We start from the raw sequence: 20153 nt of genomic DNA on the forward strand, positions 1-20153 counted from the left end.
GCACCGGTCCTCTCTCGCCCATCAACCACCCGCCTAGGACGACCAACCCCGCCCACCCGGTTCCACCCGCGCGCCGGTGTCTCTCCCACGCATGCGCTACGCGCGCCCCTCCGTCGCGTGCTCGCGCACACTCCCACCCACCCAACCTTGAGGACGGGCTTTCGCCCGCAGTCGACTACCGAGGCGATCGAGACGCTGGTGCCATTGGACGGTGCTGGTGTCTACCCGCGCATCCGGCAGTCGACTACCTGGACCGGTGGTGGTGCGCCTAGTGGACGCTCCCACTCGGCCGGCTCCGGTCTCGGGGCCCTCGGCAACGACCTGAGGACCGACTCAGTCGAGGAGTGTTTTCACGGAGCCGCCGGACTCGCTCAGCTTGCTGCCAAGGCCTTTCAGCGCGTCGCCGACCGTGGCGAGGATCCCGGACAGATCCTGCAGGTTGCCCGCCAGGCTCTCGATCTCCGTCGCGACCCCGCCGATCTGACCGCTTCCGTCGTTCAGTGTCTTCGCCGCGGCGTCCCCGATCCCGGGGATCTTGTCCAGCTCGCCGGCCAGCCCCGACAGCATCCCGGCAGCCGAGTGCAGCTTGTCCTTGGCGGCGTGCATCGTGCTCGCACTGCCACTCAGCGCCTTCCGCGCGCCGCCCTCCCCATCGTCCCCGACCAGCGCGCCCGCGGCCTTCGCCGCCTGCTCCCCGGCGTCGGCCAGCCCAGACCCGATCGTCTTCAGCAAGTCCGGCAACTTCCCGAGGAACCCGACCGCGTCGTCCGGCAGGCCGCGGACCAGATTCAGCACTTTCTCGAAGTCGTCCGAGTTCTCCATCACGAACCCGACCGCCTTCTTGACGTCCCCCAGATCCCGCCCGCCGAGCAAGTCCTCGATACCCATATCCCGGATCGTAGAGCGGCCCATACCCCGCCGTACGAGCGCCGCACCGCTCCCCCCGAGGCCGATTGGCCTCCACCCACCTCCCCCATGTATCGTTACTCGACGTTGTCCAGCGCTCGTAGCTCAACGGATAGAGCATCTGACTACGGATCAGAAGGTTGGGGGTTCGAATCCCTCCGAGCGCGCAGCAGAAGCCCCAGGTCACGAGCTAGTTGACCTGGGGTTTCGCGTGTCCGGGGCTCCCGGTTGCCAACAGCCTTGCTAACACGGTGCCAGGGCTGAGGGCTCTGGGCCGTCTTCCGGGTCGTCACGTTCTGGGTCGACGGCGGCGGCGAACACGTCAGCGATTCCGGCCGCGCGCTGGCGGATCACGTGCGCGTAGACCCGAAGCGTGATCGACGGATCGGCATGCCCGAGCCGGTCAGCGACGACGTGCACCGGTATGCCAGCCAGCAGCAGCATCAGCATCGTTGCGTGAACATGGCGTCGGCCGCCCTTGGTTGTCCCTTCGACTCGCTGCCCAGCGACCATTCCGACCGATCCACGGATGCGGACAGCCGGAGCGTTCCAGTCGAGATCTGGCCAGCGGAGATTGAGCAGCTTGGCCGGGTGTGGACGATCACGTTCTGCCCCGTGGCTGAGAAGTGTTGCGTACCACCGTCCTAACGGCGAGACTCCCTGGCTATCGCATTTATATGAGTGCTGTCATTTCTGTCGGGAGGACGGATGTACCGTCAGGTTGAGCCTCACGACCACGGCATGCTCGACGTCGGTGACGGGCACAGCGTGTACTGGATGGCGTGCGGCAACCCGGATGGCAAGCCTGCGCTGTACGTGCACGGCGGCCCTGGCTCGGGGTGCGGCGCACGTTCCCCCGGCCAATTCGACCCCGCCGTCTACCGCGTCGTCTCGTTTGACCAACGCAACTGCGGCCGGAGCACCCCTCACGCCAGCGAGCCCGTGATCGACCTGTCCACCAACACCACCGACCACCTGATCCGCGACATGGAGCAGCTGCGCGAGCACCTGGGCATCGACAAGTGGCTGCTGTTCGGCGTTTCCTGGGGTTCAGTGCTCTCGCTGACCTACGCGCTGCGCCACCCGGGGCGCGTCTCGGAGATGATCGTGACCGCCGTCGCCACCGGCAGGCACTGCGAGGTCGAGTGGCTGATCCGCGGCTTCGGCGGCCTGGCCCCCGAGGCGTACGAGCGCTTCCTCGCCGGCGTACCCGATCCGGGCGAGGACATCTCGGCCGCCTATCACCGCCTGCTCATGGACCCCGACCCCGCCGTACACCGCAAAGCAGCAGAGGACTGGTGCGCTTGGGAGGATGCAATCGCCACTGTCCCGCCAGGCCGCGACATCGAGCACGAGCCGTGGGAGCCCCGGTTCCAACTCGCCTTCGCCCGACTCGTCACGCACTACTTCGGCAACCGCTGTTGGTTGGCAGACGACCAACTGGCCCGCAACGGGCACGTCCTGCAGGGCATCCCCGGCGTCATCGTGCACGGGCAGCTCGACCTCGGCGCACTCACCGGCAAACCATGGGTGCTGCACCACGCCTGGCAGGGATCCGAACTGGTGATCGTCGAGCACGGCACTCACGCCGCCGGAACGGCAGAAGCTGTCATGGCCGCAACCGACCGCTTCGCCAAAGCCCCCGTGCACTCTTCATAGCGACGACGCGGGACGACGCCAACACGACCCCTGTGTCGAGCATCAACTGTCGGACGCGTGTCGCACATCAACCGACGGAGCACACCCTCCGGCCGGACTGCGGCCGGACTGTGATCCGACAACAGATCCGCGACACATGTTCGCGACCTGATGTGCGGCACATGGCCTAGGAAACTGTGGGGTTGGCGCCCCGTGGCCGCTGACCTTTGATGGTCCGGACGGCTTGGGTGGTGGCGCGCCGGACGGCTTGCGTGGTGATGCGGCGTACGACCAGGTCGTCGTTGCCGGGGAGCTCGATGGCCGGGGTCGTCTCGTCCACGAGCACCGTGCGAGAGCGGGCGCCTGCACAACGTTCTTGCCTTTGTGGGCTCGCGTTCGGCGGCACCTGTGGTTCAAGTACTGGTTCGAGCAGATGTGGGTGTGGGCCGAGTACGCTGAGCTGGATGGGACTGGCTGGCATCCCACTCTCTGGAGAACCACATGCGCAGCACCGGTAGTGGCGCGTGCCCGCTCCGCGCGCATGTCGATCCGCGCCTCTTGCGATTCAGCGCCGGGGCCACAGCAACCGTGCTCGCCGTCGTACTGCTCATCGTTGAGGTTGCCCGACCATTGAGTCTCGGCCTGCTCGCCTCCCAGGTCGCCGTGTTCGCGTTCACCGCGTTCGTGAGTTTTCAGTGGTCGTTGTGGGCGCAGATCTTTGCCCGTGTCATCTGGCCGCGGATCGCAGCGCCGGCCAAGTTGGAGGATGCTCGGCCGCCGAGATTCGCCCAGTTCGTCGGCTTCGTGTTCACCGCTCCGGCGCTGATCACCTTCGTACTCGGCGTCGATGTCGCCGGCTACGGCCTCACCGCTCTGGCCTTCGGCGTGGCAGCCCTCAACGCATCCATCGGGCTGTGTTTGGGCTGCAAGGCCTACCATCTGATCCGCCGACCAAAACCTGCCTGAGTCTGGTCGACCGCAGGCCCCGCCACGTCCAGCGCGACGTCCCCAGCCGCGCCGCACGGTGCAGCGGCGTCAGGGCTCAAGCTCCAGCCCTCACCGAGGCCGGCGATTGTGTCGGTGCGTCCGCACGAAGTCGTCGTCGAGCCCGACCGGCAGGTTGGTCTCGAGCCGTACGTACGGCTGGTCAGTCCGGGCGGCCCTTCAGGCGGCGGCTGACTGCGCGCTCGACCTCACGGCTCGCCTCGCGTTCGGCGAGTGCATGCCGCTTGTCCCAGGTCTTCTTCCCGCGGGCGAGGGCGATCTCCACCTTCGCGCGGCCGTCCTTGAAGTAGAGCGTCACCGGGACGATCGTCAGCCCGCCCTCATTGACCTTGCGTTCGATCTTGTCGATCTGGGCACGATGCAGCAACAGCTTCCGCTTGCGGCGCGAGCCGCCGTTGAACCAGCGGGCTTGCGAGTACTGCGGGATGTGCACACCGTGCAACCAGATCTCCCGGTTCTCGACCTGCGCGAAGCCGCCGATCAGCGACGCCCGCCCGGCCCGAAGCGCCTTCACCTCCGGCCCCTGCAGCACGATCCCCGCCTCCCAGGACTCGCCCAGGTGGTAGTCATGGGCAGCCTTGCGGTTGCGCGCGACCACGGGTTCGGCGTCTGGCTTCTTCACACGCTGATTCTGCCCCGACAACCCACCCAACGAGCCACCTGGCTTCCGTCGGGGGTTCGGCGTCGTACGAAACGCAGTACTAGCCGGCCAGCTCGGCGACCGTGGCCAGGTACTGCCGTGGTATCTCGGCCCGGGTTCGGAGCTCGATCGGATCGGCGTACGGAACCAGGCGTAACCACGACACGAGCCGGTGCACACCGACCAGCGCCTCGGTGGCGGCGAGGTTCCTCCGCAGCACCCGTGGGTCGGCGTCGAGGTGATCACGCCATACCGCGAGATAGACGTCGAGCAGTTCGGCGTGGTCTGTACGAGACAAGGGCGCTCGAGTCCATTCGGCCACTGAGTCGAGGAAGCCGTGCAGCGAGACGAACGGATGACCCCAGATCGCGTTGCCGAAATCGAAGAACCGCGGCCGGAGTACGCCGGTCGAGCGGTCGGCGAAGATGTTCGCCGGGTACACATCGTTGAGCTCCAGGTCGAGCGGAACGATGTCGCTGAGGGACGCCGTACGTCGATCCAATACCTCAGCGGCGACCTGAACTCGTTTCAGCATGTCTGGCTCGGCCCGCAGCGGATGTCCAGGCTGCAGCGACGCCCACTCCTCGACCACGGCGCGCACTCGATCACCTGCCGTGCTCGGTGCGAGCTCGATGATCCCGGGGTGGTCGGCGACGTTGAGACGGCCGAGGAGGGTGCACTGAAGTTGGGCGAGCGCGCGGACGACGATCCGGCGCGTCGGCTGATGACGGACGTCAGGATGCGTGAGCGTCCTTCCCTGATCGTCCGTGAGCAGCCAATTGCGTGCGCGATCGACTGCGATCGGCACGATGACGTCGTACGGCGCGAGCCGCGCCAACGCGGCGGCCAAACCGGCCTCGAACCGATGGCCAGGATTGTTCTCCTTGAACCACACCAGTCCCTCGACGGACGGATAACAGCGCACCACGGACCAGAAACGCGCCCGATAGGTAACAGCCTCACCACCGATCCGACGCCCCTGCTCAGCAAGGCGACGCCCAACCCAAGAATCTACCGTCTGCGTCCACTCCGCCGATGTCCAACGACGGACCCATTGCCCATCAGCATCTGGACCAAGCGGCCTAGCCGGCGGCGGACAGTGCGGCACCCCCGGAACGCTAACGCCCCGCGCCGGCAGGGGAACCACGACACACGCGACGCACGGATCTGCCGAGGTCAATGCGGCTGATCTTGGTGCCGGGCTGTCGCTAGCATCGTCGCCATGGCGACGCGGCTTGTTCAAATCAACATGAAGGCTCGGGACGATTCCGTGCTGGGCGGTTTCTGGGCGGAGGCACTCGGGTGGGGAGTCTCGAGCGAGGGACCCGGCGTGACCAACCTCGAACCCGAGGGCTTCGTCTACCCCGACCCGGTCGCCGTCGTTCTCGACCTCGTCGCCTCCGCGGAACCCAAGACGGTGAAGAATCGCGTGCACGTCGACCTCGCCACCACCTCGGCGGCCCATCAGGCGGAGCTGGTGGCGCGCTTGAAGGGTCTCGGCGCAACACTCGCCGACGTGGGCCAGGGCGACGTCCCGTGGACGGTCATGGCCGACCCGGAGGGTAACGAGTTCTGTGTACTGGACTGGCACGACGCGATCCGAGACACCGGACCGATCGCCACGGTCGTGGTCGACTGCGCGGACCCGCGAGCCATGGCTCGCTTCTGGGGCCAGGCCATGGACTGGACTCTGCACAAGGTGACCGATCACAACGCGGTACTGCGCTCCGCCAAGGGCGTCGGCCCGTACCTGCAGTTCCTCCGCACGCCCGACGTGAAGACCGTGTGGAATCGAGTCCATCTCGACCTCCGCCCATACCCGGGTGACGACCCGGAGCCCGAGGCGGCCAGACTGCAGACTCTCGGCGCCACGGCCATCGACCTAGGCGACAGCAATGTCACATGGACAGTCCTCGCCGACCCCGAAGGCAACGAGTTCTGCCTCCTCGCCCCAGCCTGACCCCAACCTTTCTTCACCCACCCACCACGGCGACGAGGCTCCGATTCCGCGACCCACCCCAGCCGGCATGCCCGGGATCAGCTCGGCACGTCCGGATCCACCGCGGAGAGTGTGAAAGCTCGGAACTGCCGATGACAGGAAGTTCGTGGAGCCTCCGGTCTACCCTGTGGCTCATGGCTACCGGGGCTGGCTCGACACCCATCGACACCTTCGAGAGCACGCGCCGAGCCATCTCGTCGAGTACCCGGTTGACCCGGTTGACCCGGTTGACCCGGTTGACCCGGTTGACCCGGTTGACCCGGTTGACCGGTTGACCGGTTGACAATGATCTGTTGCTGCTGATCCAGTGCGAGATCCATGGACCGGGTCCACGGCAGCACTGTCTCGACGTACCGCATGCTGCCGTCGTCGGTCTGTCCAGGAGCTCTGATCAGCCTGCTCCGCTCCTTGTGGAGCACGAGGACAATCAAAAGTCGCTGCCCGCCGGTCGCCGAGCACCATTTCAGAGCCGAGTCGAGAAGCTCCGCCGTGGCCGCGGTGGCCTCAGTGAGCTGCCCGGCTCTGCCGCGATCCTTGCCTTCGCATGACGGCCGCCAGGGTCCTCGCCAGGTGGTGAGGACCCTGGCGGTGGGGTCAGGTGGCCTTTGGTTGTGGTTTGAAGCGGCGGACCTCGTGGGGCCAACCGCAGCCTTCTGCGATCTTGCCGGCCCACATGTTGGCCGTCTCGTCATCGGGCACGTCCACCACAGCGAACCCGCCCAGGAACTCCTTGGTTTCGACGTACGGTCCGTCGGTGATCAACACCTCGCCGCTCGTGGGGTCGGCGCTGTAGATTCGGCCGTCCTCCTCCTCGAGTCCCCCGGCGAAGACGTACACGCCGGCGGCCTTCATCTCGTTCACGACCGCCATGGCGCGCGGCCCGCGCCCACGGAACCACTCCTCAGGGTGGTCACCCACCCACTGCTGGTTGAAGTAGATGAGGTACTCGGGCATGTCTGCTCCTCCGGCTCCAGCGGACCCCATGTCCGCCTCCACCAACGCTACGAACGGCCTCCGGTCGATCCGACAACCGACACCAAAAGAATTCGCGGGCGTTGGATCTCCCGGGTCCTGGGCCTACGATCCCGAGGGTGGCGCAGTACATTTTCAACCTCGTGCCGGCGGACGCGGCGAACGGCCAAGCCGTGCGCGAAGTGGCCGCTAGGTGTCTGCGCCCCGGCATGTGGGGCATCGACGCCGACGAGGCGTACGCCGACGAGCTCGCGCCCGGCGATCAGGTCCTCATCTATCTAGGCGCACCCGAGCGCGTGTTCATCGGCCGCGCCGAGCTCGCCTCGGCCGTCCATGATTGGACACCGTCCGAGGCGCAGGGCTATCCGGGCGATCCCACTCGCGGAGTGTCGCTGGCTCAGATCGAGGAATGGGACCCGCCCGTACCGATGCAGTCAGTGCTGTCGCGGATCCCGTCCGAGAGAGCAAGAGCCGACTTCCAAACCGGCGTCGTCCTCATCACACCCAACGAATACGAAACCGCCCTCGCCGTAGCAACCGAACGATAGCCGCCAGCACAACCACAAGCTTGCCTGCGCAGCAGCTACAGCATCGATGACTTCTCAATCCGACGGGCCCCGCTCCCGGGCGGCCGTGCGGTCCTGACGACGTACGGCTGGAGACTCGGTCGTATCAATTGGCACCGCGCGGGTCGAGGTGGACCGATGATTTCCAACAGTCGTTCGGCTCTGACCGCCAGGAGTTGTATCTCGCGATCGATGTCCTTGCCGTCGAGAATGAACTCGAGCGAATCCTCATCGGTCTAGTAGCTGCGGATCACCTGTTCAAGTTCGTCGGCCGATGCATTCTCCATGTGGAGACGTCCGGCGAGAGCGACGATATCGGCAGCGTCTTTGCGGCGCTGGGCGACCAGCTTGGTGGCCAGCAGGAACTCGTCGGTGGCGTAGGTGATGTGTAGACCTGGCCCGTCGCCGCCTTGCAATGCGCCTTCCGGCAGCGGTGGCATCCAGGAAGTGGCTCGGGTGTTCAGCCAGTCCTCGGGGAGCTTGCGTTGGCTTGCCATCTCGCGTGCTTCGTCGACCACGACCTCGTCCCGCGTGATGGCGTCGATGTCCTCCGTACGCCGGGGGTCGTCGTTCGAGGTGACGGCAATCGCAGCGCCTCCGACGACGAAGACCGATGCAGGCGTGCCACGCGTCTTCAATCGCTTGTCGAGCTCAGAGAGGAGATCGACGATTTCGCCGGCCGTGAATTCGTGGCGTGAGCCGGTCATGCAGTCACCAAGTCACGAGCAGGAACAAAGATGTTGGCCCGGGCCAAGTAGTCCGGAGTTTGCTCGATGATCTCGTCCGGCTCCAGGAACGGATGCTCGGGGACCCATGGATCCGAGAGGGCCTCGACCTTGCTCCATTCGGGTGGCTCTTCGCCTGCTGCCTCGAATTCGTGTGCAGTCAGGATGGCGAGCAGCGTATCGAAGCCCGCCTGGCCAGTCGGGCCCGGCGCTGCCTCCCAAGCTGCTTCCGAACCATCGTGACGGCCTAGCAGCAAGCGCAGGTGGTCGCGGCCCTGGAGCAGCATCCGCCACGCCCGATCCTCATCGCTCGCCTCGCGAATAGCCGTCGCTGTAGCCGGGGCGGTCATGATCCGATACTCACGCGCCCTCTGTAGGGCATGAGCAATCCGCCCGGCCCGCAGGACGAACTGCGCCGTCGGTTTGGTTTTGCCAGATCGGTAGGTGGAGAGGCGGGGAGCAGAAGTACGGAGGGCAGTGGCGAACGCAGCCTGAGACAGCCCGCTCTCGGCGAGTGCGTGGTTCAGCAGTTCGATAACCGCCTGGCTGTCCTTGCCCATCGTGGCACCCCTTCATCCCTTATCTAATCAGATAATAGTCCGGTTGTCTCACGAAGCCAACGCCAAGACCTTCCGGTCGCCATCGGCTCCGTGCACGCGGATACCTGGTTGCCTGGTTGCGGGGGCTCGCGCAGACTCCGGTCGCGTGGATGATGGTGGGCTTGAGGGGTTGTTGAGGAACGAGCGGTATCCGCGGTCTGCTGGGTACTCGGCTCGGTGGATGGTTGATGGGGCGATGGGGCCGAACCCTGTGTGGCAGGCGGAGGCATTGACCGATCTGATGCCGCTCGAGCCCGGCATGCGGGTGCTCGACATGGGATGTGGCACCGCTCTGAGTTCGATCTTCCTGGCCAAGGAGTTCGGCGTTGAGGTGTGGGCGACTGACCTGTGGGTCAAGCCCGACGAGAACCTGCGGCGCGTGACCGAGGCGCATGTGGAAGATCGGGCTCACCCGATCTCTGCCGAGGCCCATGCGCTGCCGTTCGCCGAGGACTTCTTCGACGCGCTCGTCAGCATCGGCGCCTACCACTACTTCGGCACCGACGACCTCTATCTCGGCTACTACTCACGCTTCGTGAAACGCGGCGGCCGGCTCGGGATCGTTCAGCCCGGTCTCGCCGAGGACTACGAAACTCTGCCGCCACCACACCTTGCGCCGTACTGGAAATGGGACTTCTGCGCCTGGCACAGCCCCGCCTGGTGACGCCGGCACTGGGAGAAGACCGGCCTGGTCACCGTCGAGGTCGCTGACCGGCTGCCCAACGGGTGGCGAGACTGGTTGCAATGGAACGAAGGCTGCGACCACGACAGCGGTACGCCGGGACAGGAAGAAGCGCAGATGCTTCACACCGACGCCGGCCGCACCCTCGGCCTCTCCCGAGTCATAGCCCGCCGCAACAACTAGCCACTGCGCGGCTCTAGGCGGAGGGTCATGCCGAATACTGGGGACCGACTGCGGCGTACGTCGAACAACAGCACGACATATGGGTTACAGGCCTGGCTACGGAGTACCCCGGCTTCTAAGGCTTACGACCAGAGCGCGGAGTTCGAGGAAGAAAGCATGGAGATCACACAGGTTCGTCTTCCGGACGATGCCGACGAGGTCATCGATTTCGTGGTGAAGCGGACCCCGAAGCGGGACCGGGTGATCCTTCGCTCGGAGCTGGACGGGCAGACCGCGCAGAGCCTCCGCGTCCTGGCGGTTCGAGAGCCCGACGGCACGCTGGCCGGCGTGGCCGCGGCCCGGACCTCCGCCAACCTGCCGGCGGGTGCGCTCCTGGTCATCGTGAGCACGCGGGCCGACTGCGGTAGGCGGGGCCTTGGCTCGCGTTTGCTCGCGGCCGCGCTGGCGGGCCCCGGCGACGACGTGACCCGTGTGGTGGGGTGCGTTCTCGACGGCGACCAGGCATCCACGGAGGTGGCTCTGCATTGGGGATTCGAGCTCGAACAGACGTCGATCACGAGTTCATGCACTCTTGCGGAAGCGCCTCCCGCCGAACCGCCCGGAGGTGTCACCGTCGAGGTGTGCGACGACCTGGTGTTCGACGACGAGGAGGCCGTGGAGGCGATGCTTCGAGCCAGTCAGACGAACCCCGAGTTCGACCTCGGGCTGGTGCTCACGTTGCCGGGCCTGCGTGAGACCGCGGCGCCCGGACAGCGACCAGTGGCCGTGCTCACCCGCTTCCATGGGCGACCCGCCGCGATCTCCTTCGCCCTCGCTGACGCCGACCAGATGCACCTGATCTACACCGGAGTCGATCCGAGCCTGCGGGGACGAGCGCTGGGCCGCTCGACCAAGGAGTCCCTGCACACCCACGCGTACGACCTGGGCATCCGGACGGCACTCACCGAGAACGAAGAGGGCAACGCGGGCATCCGCCACGTCAATGACCAGCTCGGCTATACCCCGCACAGTGCGTGGCGTTGGATGATGCGGCCACTTCATTGACGTCACGGCGTGCTCTACTGGCGGCGGCGTCGCTGATGTCGTTGACTGTTGCCCCAGGCGATGGCGATTCAGGAAGGTAGGACATGAGAGCTCTCCTCACTTCGAGCGGGGTCAAGAACGACAGCATCCGCGAGGCGCTGGTTGACCTGCTGGGCAAACCGATCGCCGAATCCAACGCTCTGTTCATCCCCACCGGTCTCCACCCGTTTCCTGGCGGGCCTGGCATGGCGTGGGAAACGATCTGCGGCAAGCGTTCGTCGTTGTTGTGTGGTCTGGGCTGGAAGTCGTTGGGAATCCTGGAGCTGTCGGTGCTGCCGAGCATCGAAACGGACACTTGGATGCCCACGGTCCGGGACGCCGACGCACTGCTGTTCGGGGGCGGCGACCCGCTGTTTCTCGCCAACTGGATGCGGCGCTCCGGCCTGACCGATCTCCTGCCGACGCTGCGCTCCGAGGCGGTCTACGTGGGTGTGAGCGCCGGGAGCATCGCCGCTACCTCCACCTTCGTCGAGACGTTCGTCGATCCGCCCCGCTCGAGTGACGGACCGCTGAAGACAGAGAACGTCGTCTTCGCCACGCCCGAGGGTGACCTCGACAGAATCCTGGTCACGGGACAGGGAGCGGGACTCGTCGACTTCGGGGTGATTCCACACTTCGAGCACCCGTGGCACCTCGACGCATCCGTCGCCAACGCTGAGAAGTGGGCGGCACGGATCCCTGCGCCGACGTACGCGATCGACGACGACACCGCGATCAAGGTGGTCGACGGCGCCGTCGACATCATCTCCGAGGGCCACTGGAAACTGTTCCAGCTCTGACGAACCGAGGAGCTACGACCGCCCCGCTCCACCGACCAGCCAGCCGAGTAGCGGCCTGTGCGGCGGCCAGCTAAGCCTGAAGCGTCTGGCCGTTCGAGCGGCCTTGCTGGATCTGTTGGAGTGACCAAGGGCTGTCGGGGTAGTCGGCGAATGCGTATCTGCCGTCGGCCAGGAGACGTCAGCTGAGACAATTCCATGGTGGGGAATACCTGCACCGACCTCATGCTCGGCAGTGTTTCAGAGCTTGGCCTGTTGCCAGCTACGGCCGGCGATGTTGGGTGGGTGGGTCAACGAGGGCTGGATTGCGTGCCAGGTTGCGTTCCAGGTTTGTGGGCGCTGCTCGAGGGTGTGGCAGACAGCGCGTGCCAGCTCCGCCGGAGTGTGGTCCGTCCATGGGAAGTTGATGAAGACCTGATAGCTGTTGTCGAGTTGGAGTGCTACCCGGAACACGGCCGAGTTCCGGTAATCGTTGGCGGTCCAACTCGGCTTCAAGCCGTGGGCGAGAAGTGCCTGCCGGTCGAGATCGCGCAGGATGAGTCGTCCCGCGGTCCGGTCGGGCGGTTCCCAGTCGTAGTTGGTCGCCAGGCGATCGACTTCGCTGTCGTATTCCGCCGCGGCGAAGGTGACTCCGCGATTGATGGGGGCTTCGTAGAGCCAGTCCCAGTGGACCAGATCGCCATCTCTCACGATCGTGACGTCGGTCGAACCGCAGCCGTACACGCCGCAGTCGCAGCGCGCGATCGGGATCGTATGGGCCTCGGAGGTGGCGACGAGACGATTGTCAGGGACGAAGACGTCGTACGGGTCCATGCCGAGCCCGGCCCCGACCGCCGTCATCTCGACATCGTTGACGTAGACAAGCACCTGGAATCCGCTGCCGGACTCATCGGGTACGTCGGCCACCTCGAACCGGATCGCATCCACTCCAGGACGACGTACGGTCCCACCTCCGGCAGCGACGGCCTGGCCCGACCGGAGGGTTCCCGGCAGGGGAATCCCGAGCTCGTCGAATGTGGTGTCGACCAGCGTCTGGAGATCACCCAGGCGGTCTTGCGGCGAGGCTCCCGCGAGTTCGCGCAGCGCAGGCGAGTCGAGTCCATCCGCGAGAACGGCACATGCGATATCGATCAGATCGTCTGTGCCGAAGCGGGTCGAACAGCCGCTGCTCCGGGACTACCCGGCCCTGGTGGTCGCTCACGACAGCATCATCCGGCAACACCCGTCCCGATAGAACCGATTTCATCAAGCAGTTGGGTGGCGGCGCCCGGCGACTAAGTGGCTTTGCGGGCGATGACGAAGCCGTGGGCGGGGGTCTTCGGGGATTCGGGTTCCCGGATTGTGGTGGTCCAGAGGGTGAAGCCGGCGTCTTGCAGGAGAACGGCCAGGTCGGTTGGTTGTTGGCGGTACCAGGTGATGGAGATGGGGGTGCCGAAGAGTTCGGACCGGTGCCTGTGTTCGGTGCCGATCTGGAAGGCGAGCATGAGTACGCCGCCTGGCGCGAGGACTCGGTGGAACTCGGCGAAGAGCTGTGGGCGCTGGTCCCACGGGATGTGGATGATCGAGTAGTAGGCGAGCAGTCCGCCGAGGGCGGCGTCCGGCAGATCCATCGCCAGCATCGAACCCTCCTCGAACCGGAGGTGCGGGTGGGTACGGCGGGCCAACGCCAGCATCCCCGGCGACAAGTCGATGCCGAACGCATCCAGCCCCAAGTCCGACAGCAGGATCGTCACTCGGCCCGGTCCGCAGCCGACGTCGGCGACCAGATCGTTGCCTCCGGCCCGTACCAGTTCTGCGAAGGTGGCGAACAGCGCACGGTCGAGAGGTCTGTCATCCAGACTCGATGCCACGATGTCGGCGTGCTCGGAAGCAAGAGCGTCGTATGAGTCCCGCAGGGCGGCAGCAAACGAAGCATCCATCACAACCCGGGACACTAATCGGCACCACCGACAAACGGGATCCGCGCGAGGCGGCGGATCGCTGCCTGGCCGTCAGGGGATCCGGGCGAGGCGGCGGATGGCGGACAGGCCGTCGGGGGATCCGGGCCAATGACGGTCGAGGGCCTCGCTGCCTGCTCGACGCGCGACCGAGCGCAGCGCGAACGCCACGATCACCGCATCGTCGGCGTACCCGATCACCGGGATGAAGTCGGGCACCAGGTCAAAAGGCATGGCAAGGTACGCAAGCAGGAGCCAGAGCCGGACCCGCACCCCACGCGGCAGCGTCGGATCAGCGGCAAGCCGACGCAGGAGCCGGACCAGATCGGGCAGCAACAGCAGAGCATCACGGACGCGCAGTTCGTCCGGCCGGCCGATCCACAGCGCGACGATCAGCGCGAGCCAGAGCAGCAGCACGCCACCAACAACGCCCGCCACCACAGACCACCACGCCGCCGACACGCGACCATTCTGCCGAACTCACAGAGTTGATGAGCCGTTCTCCAGGTAAGCGGTTGTAGACAAAGCGCGGGCGTTCAGGGCGGCTGCGACGCGGGCGTACTGGTTGGTGTCGAGGAGGTGCTCGGCCTCGGTCAGCAGCACGAAGCGAAAGGTGCTCGCTTCGGTTGGGTCGAGGGCGATGCGGTCCATCTCGGAGGGCGTGAGTACGCCGCCATCGAAGATGAACGCGACCACCTCAGTGAAGTCCCCCAACTGCGGCACCCAATCCACGGCAAGCAGCGCGCCGGGCTCCACCACGAGCCCCACCTCCTCCTGGACCTCGCGCTGCGCGGCGCGCCGTGGCGACTCGTCACGTTCGACCGCGCCACCCGGCAGGTCCCAGGTCGACTTGTACGGCGGATCGAGCACCAGCAATCGCCCCGCCTGGTCCGTGAACAGGCAGTCGGCGGCCATCCGTTTGGTCGGGAAGTTCGCGGTGAAATGGACGTCGTCAGTCACGTCGCCCAGAAAACCACAGGTGCTCGGCGGCAGTTTCGTGTTTACGCTCTTTCGGGGAGGGTGAGGTGCGGATCCGGCTGCTTGGGGGATTTGGGGTCGATCGCGGGCAGTTGCCCGTCGATGGCCGGGCTTGGCGTCTGCGGAAGGCACGGACGCTGGTCAAGATGCTGGCGCTGACGCGGGATCAGCGGCTGCACCGCGACGTTCTGCTCGAAGCGTTGTGGCCGGACCGGGCGCCGACGTCCGCGGTGAACAATCTCCATCAGGCGCTGTACGTCGCCCGCCGGGTGCTCGCCGGCGACGAGTCGAGCGACGGCCTGCTCGAGCTGCGCGACGACTTCGTAGTACTGCGAGCCAACCACAGCGTCGACGTCGACGTCCGGACATTCGAGCGGTTAGCAGCGCTCTCCCGCGAGAGCGGTGCTCTCACCGACCTGCGGGCCGCGGTCGCGGCGTACTCCGGCGATCTCCTGCCCGAGGACCGGTTCGAGGACTGGGCCGTCCGGCCGCGCGAGGAACTCCGGGCGACCTACTCCGACCTCCTCGTCGACCTCGCGGACGCGGCCGCCGAGGCCGGAGAGGACGCGGAAGCGCTCGGTGCTCTGCAGCGCGCGCTCACCATCGACCCGCTGCACGAACGCGCCGTCCGCAGCCTGATGCGACGCCACACTGCAATGGGCCGATTGTCAGAAGCGCTGGCGCAGTACGAACGACTCAGAGGCGGCCTGCGTACGACGTACGGCACCGATCCGGACCCGGAGACGCAGCGGGCGTACCGCGACCTGCTGACCGGCAGCGTCACAGTCGACGACCCACCGACGACGGTCCGGCACAACCTCGCGCCTGCGTTGACGAGCTTCGTCGGGCGCGAGCGCGAGATCGCCGACGTACACCGCCTGTTGGAGCGAGGCCGCCTGGTCACGCTCACCGGCGTGGGCGGTGCCGGCAAGACGCGGCTGGCGGAGGAGGCCGCTCGCCGGCTGCACGGGTACGCCGACGGAGTCTGGATCGCCGACCTCGTACCGGTCGCGGATCCGCACCTCGTCGCGGATACCGTCGCGGCCGCGCTCGGACTGGACCCCGCAGCAGGCTCAGACTCGTTGCGCACACTGGTCACCCGCCTGGCTCCCCGGAACCTCCTCCTCGTACTCGACAACTGCGAGCACCTACTCCCCGCCTGCGCCGGACTCGTCAGCGCAGTACTGCGAAGGTGCCCCGGCGTCACGGTGCTCGCGACGAGCCGGGAGCCACTGCATGCTCCAGGCGAGGTGACCTTCCGTGTCCCCTCACTCGAGCTCCCGGAGCCTGCAGACACGGGTGATCTGGACCGACTCGGGACTCTGGCGTCGGTACGCCTCTTCGTCGAGCGCGCCCAGGACGTCCGGCCCGGCTTCGTCCTCGACGCGGACAACGCCGGCGCCGTCGTCGAGATCTGCCGCTGCCTCGACGGCATCCCGCTCGCACTCGAACTGGCCGCCGCGCGCGCCTCGCACCTCGAGCCGGCCGAGATCGCCGAGCGCCTCGGCGAAGCGCTTCCCCTGCTGAGCCGGCACGGCGAGATCACCCGGCATGCGACGTTGCGAGCGGCCCTCGAATGGAGCCACGCCTTGCTGTCGGACGACGAGCAAGTCCTGCTGCGGCGACTTGCGGTGTTCGCCGGCAGCTTCTCGCTCCCGTCCGCCGAGCAGGTGTGCGCGGACGAACGGATCCCCGGTCCGACGGTGCTGGACTACCTCGGCCGCCTGGTCGACAAGTCCCTGTTGGTGGTCGACCACGACGGTCCCCGCTCCCGCTACCGCCTCCTCGAGACCATCCGGCAGTTCGCGCGGGAGCGGCTCGTCGCCGCCCAGGAGATCGGACCGCTGGAGGCCGCGCACTGCCGGCACTTCCTGGAACTGGCCTCCGACCAGGACCCGGAGCGCGCCAGCGTTGTCGTCGAACGTCCACAGTTGCTGGACGCGGACCACGACAACCTGCGAGCCGCACTCGCATGGGCGCTCCACCACGATCACGAACGAGCCCTGCTGCTCGGGGTGAGCCTGGCGCAGTACTGGCTGGCACGCGGTCATTTCGCCGAAGGAGCCGGCTGGCTCGAGCGCATTCTCGAGGCACCCGCTCCACCGTCCCCGGAGCGGGAGCGGGCATTCTTCGCGCTGGCGACCCTCGACGCCCGGAGGGGTCTGAGCGACCGACTCCCCGGCCTCGGGGACGAGGCTGTCGCGGGTGCCGCTCAGTCCGACGACCCCGCAGCCGTCGTGTCCGCCCGGGTACTGCGCGGCAGTCTGCTGCTGGGTAGCGGAGACCTCAACGAGATCGAGAAGATCGCCGCCAACGCACTCGTCCGAGCTGACTTCCTGGCGGCGGCGCCCGTAGCCGCTGCCGCCCGTGGGCTGGCCGCGATGGTCGCGCTGTTCCGCGAGGACGTCGTACCCGCGCAGGAACGCTTTGCCGAATGCCTGCGGCGGCTGAGTGTCATCGACGCGACCGCTGTCCCGTTCTTCCCCGCCGTCACGATGTGTATGCCGCTCGCGCCCGTCGACGGATCGCTGGTTCCGGTGTTCGAGGAGACCTTCCTGCTCGGGCGTCGGGTCGGCGCAGTACAGGGCCGTGGTTACGCTCTGTCCGCCTTCGCCGACGCCCATCGGCTGGCGGGCGACCTGGACGCCGCGCTGGACGCCGTACGGCGGTCGGTCGACACGTTCGCCGGCATCGACGACGCGGCCGGGCTCGGCCACGCTCTCAACCACCTGGGGTGCATCGAACGCGACCAGGGGCTGTTCGAACCGGCCGAGGAGCATCTCCGCGAAGCGCTGCGGATCCGCGAGCAGCTGGGAGATCGCCGTGGTGAAAACCTCAGTCTGGCCAACCTGGGCTTGCTGTCCGCCGCGGCCGGTGATGCCGGAACTGGACGACGCCTCACCCGCATCGCCGTCGACCGCGGTGAGGCCGTCGACGACGTACCCGGTGCGGCGGGCGCACTGCTGAACCTCGTCATCGTCGAACTCTTCGCCGGCGAACGGCACGCCGCCCGGCTGCTCGCCGAACAGGTCATCGAGGCCTTCCATCCGCAGGGGTACCTACGCCTCGAAGCGTGGATCCGGCTCCTCGCCGCCGAACTCGCCGACGAGGACGGTGACACCGAGACACTGGCCAGACACGGCCGGGCAGCGTCCGAACTCTTCGCCCGGCTGGGCTGCCACATCGGTACGGCGCGCGCAGCCGCCCTCCCACAGCGCCCGCTCACGGCGCGCTAAGTCACGCTAAGCCACTGCGAAGGCCGACTTCCTAGCGTCGTGTCGTCCAGGAAAACCTCCTGGGCAGGACGAATCAGGAGTAGCGATGACAACGACGCAAGCGCGGCAGGACACGCTCGGGGAGGCCACGCTCGGCGAGCTCGCCGAGGGACTGCGTGGCGAGCTGGTCCGCCCGACCGACCCTTCGTACGACGAGGCGCGGTCGATCTGGAACGCCGCGCACGACAAGAGACCCGCACTCATCGTGCGGTGCCGTGGGGTGGCCGACGTGATCCGGGCAGTCGAGTTCGCCCGGAGTGAGGGGCTCACACTGGCCGTCCGGGGCGGCGGCCACAGCATCCCCGGCTTCTCGACCACGGACGGTGGACTGGTGATCGACCTGTCGCCGATGAACGCAGTGCGGATCGATCCCGATCGGCGCCGCATCGTGGCGCAGGGCGGATGTACCTGGGGAGATGTGGACGCCGAGGCACAGGCTTTCGGCCTGGCTGTAACAGGGGGCTTGGTGTCCACGACCGGTGTCGCCGGATTCACGCTCGGCGGCGGGATCGGCTGGCTCGTCCGCCGGGCCGGGCTGGCCTGCGACAACCTGGTCGGGGCCGATGTCGTCACGGCGGACGGCCGGTACCTGCACACGAGCGAGGACGAGAACCCGGAGCTGCTCTGGGCGTTGCGTGGCGGTGGTGGCAACTTCGGCGTCGTCACGTCGTTCGAGTTCAAGGCGTACGAGGTCGGTCCGACGGTCTTCGCCGGTCTCGTCTTCTATCCCGGTGACAAGGCGGCCGACGTACTGCGGGGATTCGGTGCGGCAGCGGCCTCGGCACCCGACGAGTTGTCGCTGGCAATCAACCTCACCACCGCACCGCCGTTGCCGTTCCTCCCTGAAGAGGTGCACGGGAAGCCGATCGTCGCCGTACTCGGCATGTGGTCCGGGCAGGCGGAAGACGGTGACGCGGCGACTCGGCCGTTCCGCGAGCTCGCTCCTGTGGTGGCGGATCTGTTCGGTCCGATGCCGTACAACGCCATGCAGACGCTGCTCGACCCGCTGTTCCCGCGCGGTATGCGGAACTACTTCCGGTCGGCGTTCTTCAATGACCTCGGGCCGGCGACCGTCGACGCGCTGGTCTCGTCGCACAGTCAGGTGCCGAACGGCGTGTCCGAGCTCCACGTTCACCATCTCGGAGGGGCCATGGGCCGGGTTCCGGCGGATGCCACGGCATTCGGTACGCGGGACCGCGAGTACATCCTCAACGTGGTCGCGCGGACCCCGGACGCCGATGGCTTCGAGACCGCGGTTCAGTGGGCTCGCGCCGCGGGTGCTGCGCTCGGTCCGGATGCGGCGTCGTACGTGAACTTCACCGGCGAGACGAACGAGGACATCGTCCGGGCGTCGTACCCGCCGGCGACGTACCAGCGGCTCGTCGCGGTGAAGGACACCTACGACCCGACCAACCTGTTCCGGCTCAACCAGAACATCCCGCCTTCGGCGGGTTCGGATCGGCGACAGGGGTAGTCGCCAGCTGCACAGGCCCGGCTCCGGATCAGGTGGTCCGGAGCCGGGCTGCGCTGCGGCCCAGCTCATCAGCCCAGTTCTCGGGCTCAGTTTTGAGCTCAGTTCTTGACGAAGTCGGCGAACATGCCGGGCTCGTACGAGCCGCCGGGCGTGCGCGGGATGACGTTCATCCGGTTGGCCGCGTTGATGATGGCGACCAGGGAGATCAGGGCGGCGAGCTGGTCGTCGTCGTAGTGCTTGCGGGCGTGCGCCCAGGTCTCGTCGGAGACGCCCTGGTGGGTGTCGGCCATCCGGGTGCCCTCCTCGGTGAACGCCAGCGCGACGCGCTCCGCCTCGGTGAAGACCGTGGACTCGCGCCACGTGGCGACCAGGTTGAGCCGCGTCGACGTCTCACCGGCGGCGGTGGCGTCCTTGGTGTGCATGTCGACGCAGAAGCCGCAGCCGTTGATCTGGCTGGCCCGGATCTGGACCAGGAACTGGACGGTCTTCGGTAGCGTCGACTGCTCGAGCATCAGCGCGAGGCCGGCGAAGCGCTTGCCGAGCTTGGCGGCCCACTCGTTCTCCATCATGTTGAATCGGGCGTTCATAGCGTCGTCCTTCGGGTGTGATGTTGTGGTCGTGACGAACACAAGATGCCGACAGTCCGATCCGCGTGACAGCACGGTGAAGTGACGCACGCCACCCCACCGGAGCTGTCACAAAACAGCGGGCTCCG

General features: G+C 67.0%; 23 protein-coding genes and 1 tRNA gene. 11 read left to right on the plus strand and 13 right to left on the minus strand.

What is annotated here, in order from left to right; genetic code table 11:
• Window positions 1-333: 333 nt before the first annotated feature.
• Window positions 334-888: a hypothetical protein gene (locus E0H75_RS02775; RefSeq protein WP_131511434.1), complete on the minus strand. Its 555-nt coding sequence runs from the start codon at window positions 886-888 to the stop codon at window positions 334-336.
• A 112-nt stretch (window positions 889-1000) separates the two neighbouring features.
• On the opposite strand from E0H75_RS02775, the gene E0H75_RS02780 reads away from it, so the two are divergent.
• A tRNA-Arg gene (locus E0H75_RS02780) sits at window positions 1001-1073 on the plus strand.
• 76 nt (window positions 1074-1149) lie between these two features.
• Here the strand turns inward: E0H75_RS02780 and E0H75_RS02785 are convergent.
• Window positions 1150-1356 (minus strand): site-specific integrase, encoded by a 207-nt coding sequence (locus tag E0H75_RS02785; protein WP_165553324.1) that lies wholly within the window; start codon window positions 1354-1356, stop codon window positions 1150-1152.
• A 258-nt stretch (window positions 1357-1614) separates the two neighbouring features.
• On the opposite strand from E0H75_RS02785, the gene pip reads away from it, so the two are divergent.
• Window positions 1615-2565, plus strand: coding sequence for a prolyl aminopeptidase (gene pip / locus E0H75_RS02790; protein WP_131511436.1), 951 nt, complete (start codon window positions 1615-1617; stop codon window positions 2563-2565).
• A 166-nt stretch (window positions 2566-2731) separates the two neighbouring features.
• Here pip and E0H75_RS42875 read toward each other — a convergent pair whose 3' ends face one another.
• Window positions 2732-2884, minus strand: a complete 153-nt coding sequence (locus tag E0H75_RS42875; RefSeq protein ID WP_165553410.1) for a hypothetical protein — start codon at window positions 2882-2884, stop codon at window positions 2732-2734.
• A 161-nt stretch (window positions 2885-3045) separates the two neighbouring features.
• Between E0H75_RS42875 and E0H75_RS02795 the strand changes: the two genes are divergently transcribed.
• The gene (locus E0H75_RS02795; protein ID WP_131511437.1) at window positions 3046-3510 is read left to right on the plus strand and encodes a DUF4395 domain-containing protein; all 465 of its coding nucleotides are present in this window, start codon (window positions 3046-3048) and stop codon (window positions 3508-3510) included.
• Between the two features lie 181 nt (window positions 3511-3691).
• On the opposite strand, the gene smpB is transcribed toward E0H75_RS02795, so the two are convergent.
• Entirely contained in the window at window positions 3692-4171 is a 480-nt protein-coding gene (smpB, locus tag E0H75_RS02800) for an SsrA-binding protein SmpB (RefSeq protein WP_131511438.1), read from the minus strand.
• Window positions 4172-4250: 79 nt separating this feature from the next.
• Window positions 4251-5114 (minus strand): hypothetical protein, encoded by an 864-nt coding sequence (locus E0H75_RS02805; RefSeq protein WP_131511439.1) that lies wholly within the window; start codon window positions 5112-5114, stop codon window positions 4251-4253.
• Window positions 5115-5411: 297 nt separating this feature from the next.
• Between E0H75_RS02805 and E0H75_RS02810 the strand changes: the two genes are divergently transcribed.
• On the plus strand, window positions 5412-6149 hold the full coding sequence (locus E0H75_RS02810; RefSeq protein ID WP_131511440.1) for a VOC family protein: 738 nt from the start codon (window positions 5412-5414) through the stop codon (window positions 6147-6149).
• 173 nt (window positions 6150-6322) lie between these two features.
• Complete coding sequence (locus E0H75_RS43895; RefSeq protein ID WP_165553326.1) at window positions 6323-6463, plus strand: hypothetical protein; 141 nt, start codon at window positions 6323-6325, stop codon at window positions 6461-6463.
• Window positions 6464-6782: 319 nt separating this feature from the next.
• Here E0H75_RS43895 and E0H75_RS02815 read toward each other — a convergent pair whose 3' ends face one another.
• On the minus strand, window positions 6783-7142 hold the full coding sequence (locus E0H75_RS02815; RefSeq protein WP_131511441.1) for a YciI family protein: 360 nt from the start codon (window positions 7140-7142) through the stop codon (window positions 6783-6785).
• Window positions 7143-7279: 137 nt separating this feature from the next.
• Here E0H75_RS02815 and E0H75_RS02820 point away from each other — a divergent pair, with 137 nt between their 5' ends.
• On the plus strand, window positions 7280-7708 hold the full coding sequence (locus E0H75_RS02820) for a hypothetical protein (protein ID WP_131511442.1): 429 nt from the start codon (window positions 7280-7282) through the stop codon (window positions 7706-7708).
• A 254-nt stretch (window positions 7709-7962) separates the two neighbouring features.
• Here E0H75_RS02820 and E0H75_RS02825 read toward each other — a convergent pair whose 3' ends face one another.
• Together E0H75_RS02825 and E0H75_RS02830 are read right to left on the minus strand one after the other, a co-directional pair.
• On the minus strand, window positions 7963-8433 hold the full coding sequence (locus E0H75_RS02825; protein WP_131511443.1) for a DUF6036 family nucleotidyltransferase: 471 nt from the start codon (window positions 8431-8433) through the stop codon (window positions 7963-7965).
• Complete coding sequence (locus E0H75_RS02830; RefSeq protein WP_131511444.1) at window positions 8430-9011, minus strand: helix-turn-helix domain-containing protein; 582 nt, start codon at window positions 9009-9011, stop codon at window positions 8430-8432. Before E0H75_RS02830 ends, E0H75_RS02825 begins: the two co-directional genes overlap by 4 nt.
• Window positions 9012-9246: 235 nt before the next feature.
• Between E0H75_RS02830 and E0H75_RS43900 the strand changes: the two genes are divergently transcribed.
• The 3 genes from E0H75_RS43900 to E0H75_RS02845 all read left to right on the plus strand — a co-directional run bounded on the left by E0H75_RS43900 (window position 9247) and on the right by E0H75_RS02845 (window position 11777).
• The gene (locus E0H75_RS43900) at window positions 9247-9714 is read left to right on the plus strand and encodes an SAM-dependent methyltransferase (protein ID WP_238162786.1); all 468 of its coding nucleotides are present in this window, start codon (window positions 9247-9249) and stop codon (window positions 9712-9714) included.
• Window positions 9715-10071: 357 nt separating this feature from the next.
• Complete coding sequence (locus tag E0H75_RS02840) at window positions 10072-10959, plus strand: GNAT family N-acetyltransferase (RefSeq protein ID WP_165553412.1); 888 nt, start codon at window positions 10072-10074, stop codon at window positions 10957-10959.
• 83 nt (window positions 10960-11042) lie between these two features.
• Window positions 11043-11777, plus strand: coding sequence for a Type 1 glutamine amidotransferase-like domain-containing protein (locus tag E0H75_RS02845; RefSeq protein WP_131511446.1), 735 nt, complete (start codon window positions 11043-11045; stop codon window positions 11775-11777).
• A 237-nt stretch (window positions 11778-12014) separates the two neighbouring features.
• Here the strand turns inward: E0H75_RS02845 and E0H75_RS02850 are convergent, their stop codons facing one another.
• From E0H75_RS02850 to E0H75_RS02865, 4 genes are all read right to left on the minus strand, one after another.
• Complete coding sequence (locus E0H75_RS02850; protein WP_202872804.1) at window positions 12015-12701, minus strand: hypothetical protein; 687 nt, start codon at window positions 12699-12701, stop codon at window positions 12015-12017.
• Window positions 12702-13048: 347 nt separating this feature from the next.
• Window positions 13049-13693 (minus strand): class I SAM-dependent methyltransferase, encoded by a 645-nt coding sequence (locus E0H75_RS02855; RefSeq protein ID WP_131512977.1) that lies wholly within the window; start codon window positions 13691-13693, stop codon window positions 13049-13051.
• Between the two features lie 72 nt (window positions 13694-13765).
• Window positions 13766-14149 carry a YkvA family protein gene (locus tag E0H75_RS02860; RefSeq protein ID WP_238162788.1) on the minus strand — a complete coding sequence of 128 codons (384 nt, stop codon included), beginning with the start codon at window positions 14147-14149 and terminating at the stop codon, window positions 13766-13768.
• A 42-nt stretch (window positions 14150-14191) separates the two neighbouring features.
• A complete protein-coding gene (locus E0H75_RS02865) occupies window positions 14192-14671 on the minus strand; it encodes an NUDIX domain-containing protein (protein WP_202872805.1) in 480 nt (159 codons plus the stop codon).
• A 65-nt stretch (window positions 14672-14736) separates the two neighbouring features.
• On the opposite strand from E0H75_RS02865, the gene E0H75_RS02870 reads away from it, so the two are divergent.
• Together E0H75_RS02870 and E0H75_RS02875 are read left to right on the plus strand one after the other, a co-directional pair.
• Window positions 14737-17925, plus strand: a complete 3189-nt coding sequence (locus tag E0H75_RS02870) for an ATP-binding protein (RefSeq protein ID WP_131511448.1) — start codon at window positions 14737-14739, stop codon at window positions 17923-17925.
• A gap of 85 nt (window positions 17926-18010) precedes the next feature.
• Window positions 18011-19438 carry an FAD-binding oxidoreductase gene (locus E0H75_RS02875; RefSeq protein ID WP_131511449.1) on the plus strand — a complete coding sequence of 476 codons (1428 nt, stop codon included), beginning with the start codon at window positions 18011-18013 and terminating at the stop codon, window positions 19436-19438.
• Between the two features lie 98 nt (window positions 19439-19536).
• Here the strand turns inward: E0H75_RS02875 and E0H75_RS02880 are convergent, their stop codons facing one another.
• Window positions 19537-20025 carry a carboxymuconolactone decarboxylase family protein gene (locus tag E0H75_RS02880; RefSeq protein WP_131511450.1) on the minus strand — a complete coding sequence of 163 codons (489 nt, stop codon included), beginning with the start codon at window positions 20023-20025 and terminating at the stop codon, window positions 19537-19539.
• Window positions 20026-20153 lie beyond the last annotated feature (128 nt).

It is taken from the genome of Kribbella capetownensis (assembly GCF_004331485.1).
In the GTDB taxonomy this organism is placed as follows: Bacteria; Actinomycetota; Actinomycetes; order Propionibacteriales; family Kribbellaceae; genus Kribbella; species Kribbella capetownensis.

Coding starts and splice junctions, on each gene's coding strand:
- E0H75_RS02775 (WP_131511434.1), bottom strand. CDS start 888: ATGGGTATCGAGGACTTGCTCGGCGGGCGGGATCTGGGGGACGTCAAG.
- E0H75_RS02785 (WP_165553324.1), bottom strand. CDS start 1,356: ATGCTGATGCTGCTGCTGGCTGGCATACCGGTGCACGTCGTCGCTGAC.
- pip (WP_131511436.1), top strand. CDS start 1,615: ATGTACCGTCAGGTTGAGCCTCACGACCACGGCATGCTCGACGTCGGT.
- E0H75_RS02795 (WP_131511437.1), top strand. CDS start 3,046: ATGCGCAGCACCGGTAGTGGCGCGTGCCCGCTCCGCGCGCATGTCGAT.
- E0H75_RS02810 (WP_131511440.1), top strand. CDS start 5,412: ATGGCGACGCGGCTTGTTCAAATCAACATGAAGGCTCGGGACGATTCC.
- E0H75_RS43895 (WP_165553326.1), top strand. CDS start 6,323: ATGGCTACCGGGGCTGGCTCGACACCCATCGACACCTTCGAGAGCACG.
- E0H75_RS02815 (WP_131511441.1), bottom strand. CDS start 7,142: ATGCCCGAGTACCTCATCTACTTCAACCAGCAGTGGGTGGGTGACCAC.
- E0H75_RS02825 (WP_131511443.1), bottom strand. CDS start 8,433: ATGACCGGCTCACGCCACGAATTCACGGCCGGCGAAATCGTCGATCTC.
- E0H75_RS02830 (WP_131511444.1), bottom strand. CDS start 9,011: ATGGGCAAGGACAGCCAGGCGGTTATCGAACTGCTGAACCACGCACTC.
- E0H75_RS43900 (WP_238162786.1), top strand. CDS start 9,247: ATGGGGCCGAACCCTGTGTGGCAGGCGGAGGCATTGACCGATCTGATG.
- E0H75_RS02840 (WP_165553412.1), top strand. CDS start 10,072: ATGGAGATCACACAGGTTCGTCTTCCGGACGATGCCGACGAGGTCATC.
- E0H75_RS02845 (WP_131511446.1), top strand. CDS start 11,043: ATGAGAGCTCTCCTCACTTCGAGCGGGGTCAAGAACGACAGCATCCGC.
- E0H75_RS02855 (WP_131512977.1), bottom strand. CDS start 13,693: ATGGATGCTTCGTTTGCTGCCGCCCTGCGGGACTCATACGACGCTCTT.
- E0H75_RS02875 (WP_131511449.1), top strand. CDS start 18,011: ATGACAACGACGCAAGCGCGGCAGGACACGCTCGGGGAGGCCACGCTC.
- E0H75_RS02880 (WP_131511450.1), bottom strand. CDS start 20,025: ATGAACGCCCGATTCAACATGATGGAGAACGAGTGGGCCGCCAAGCTC.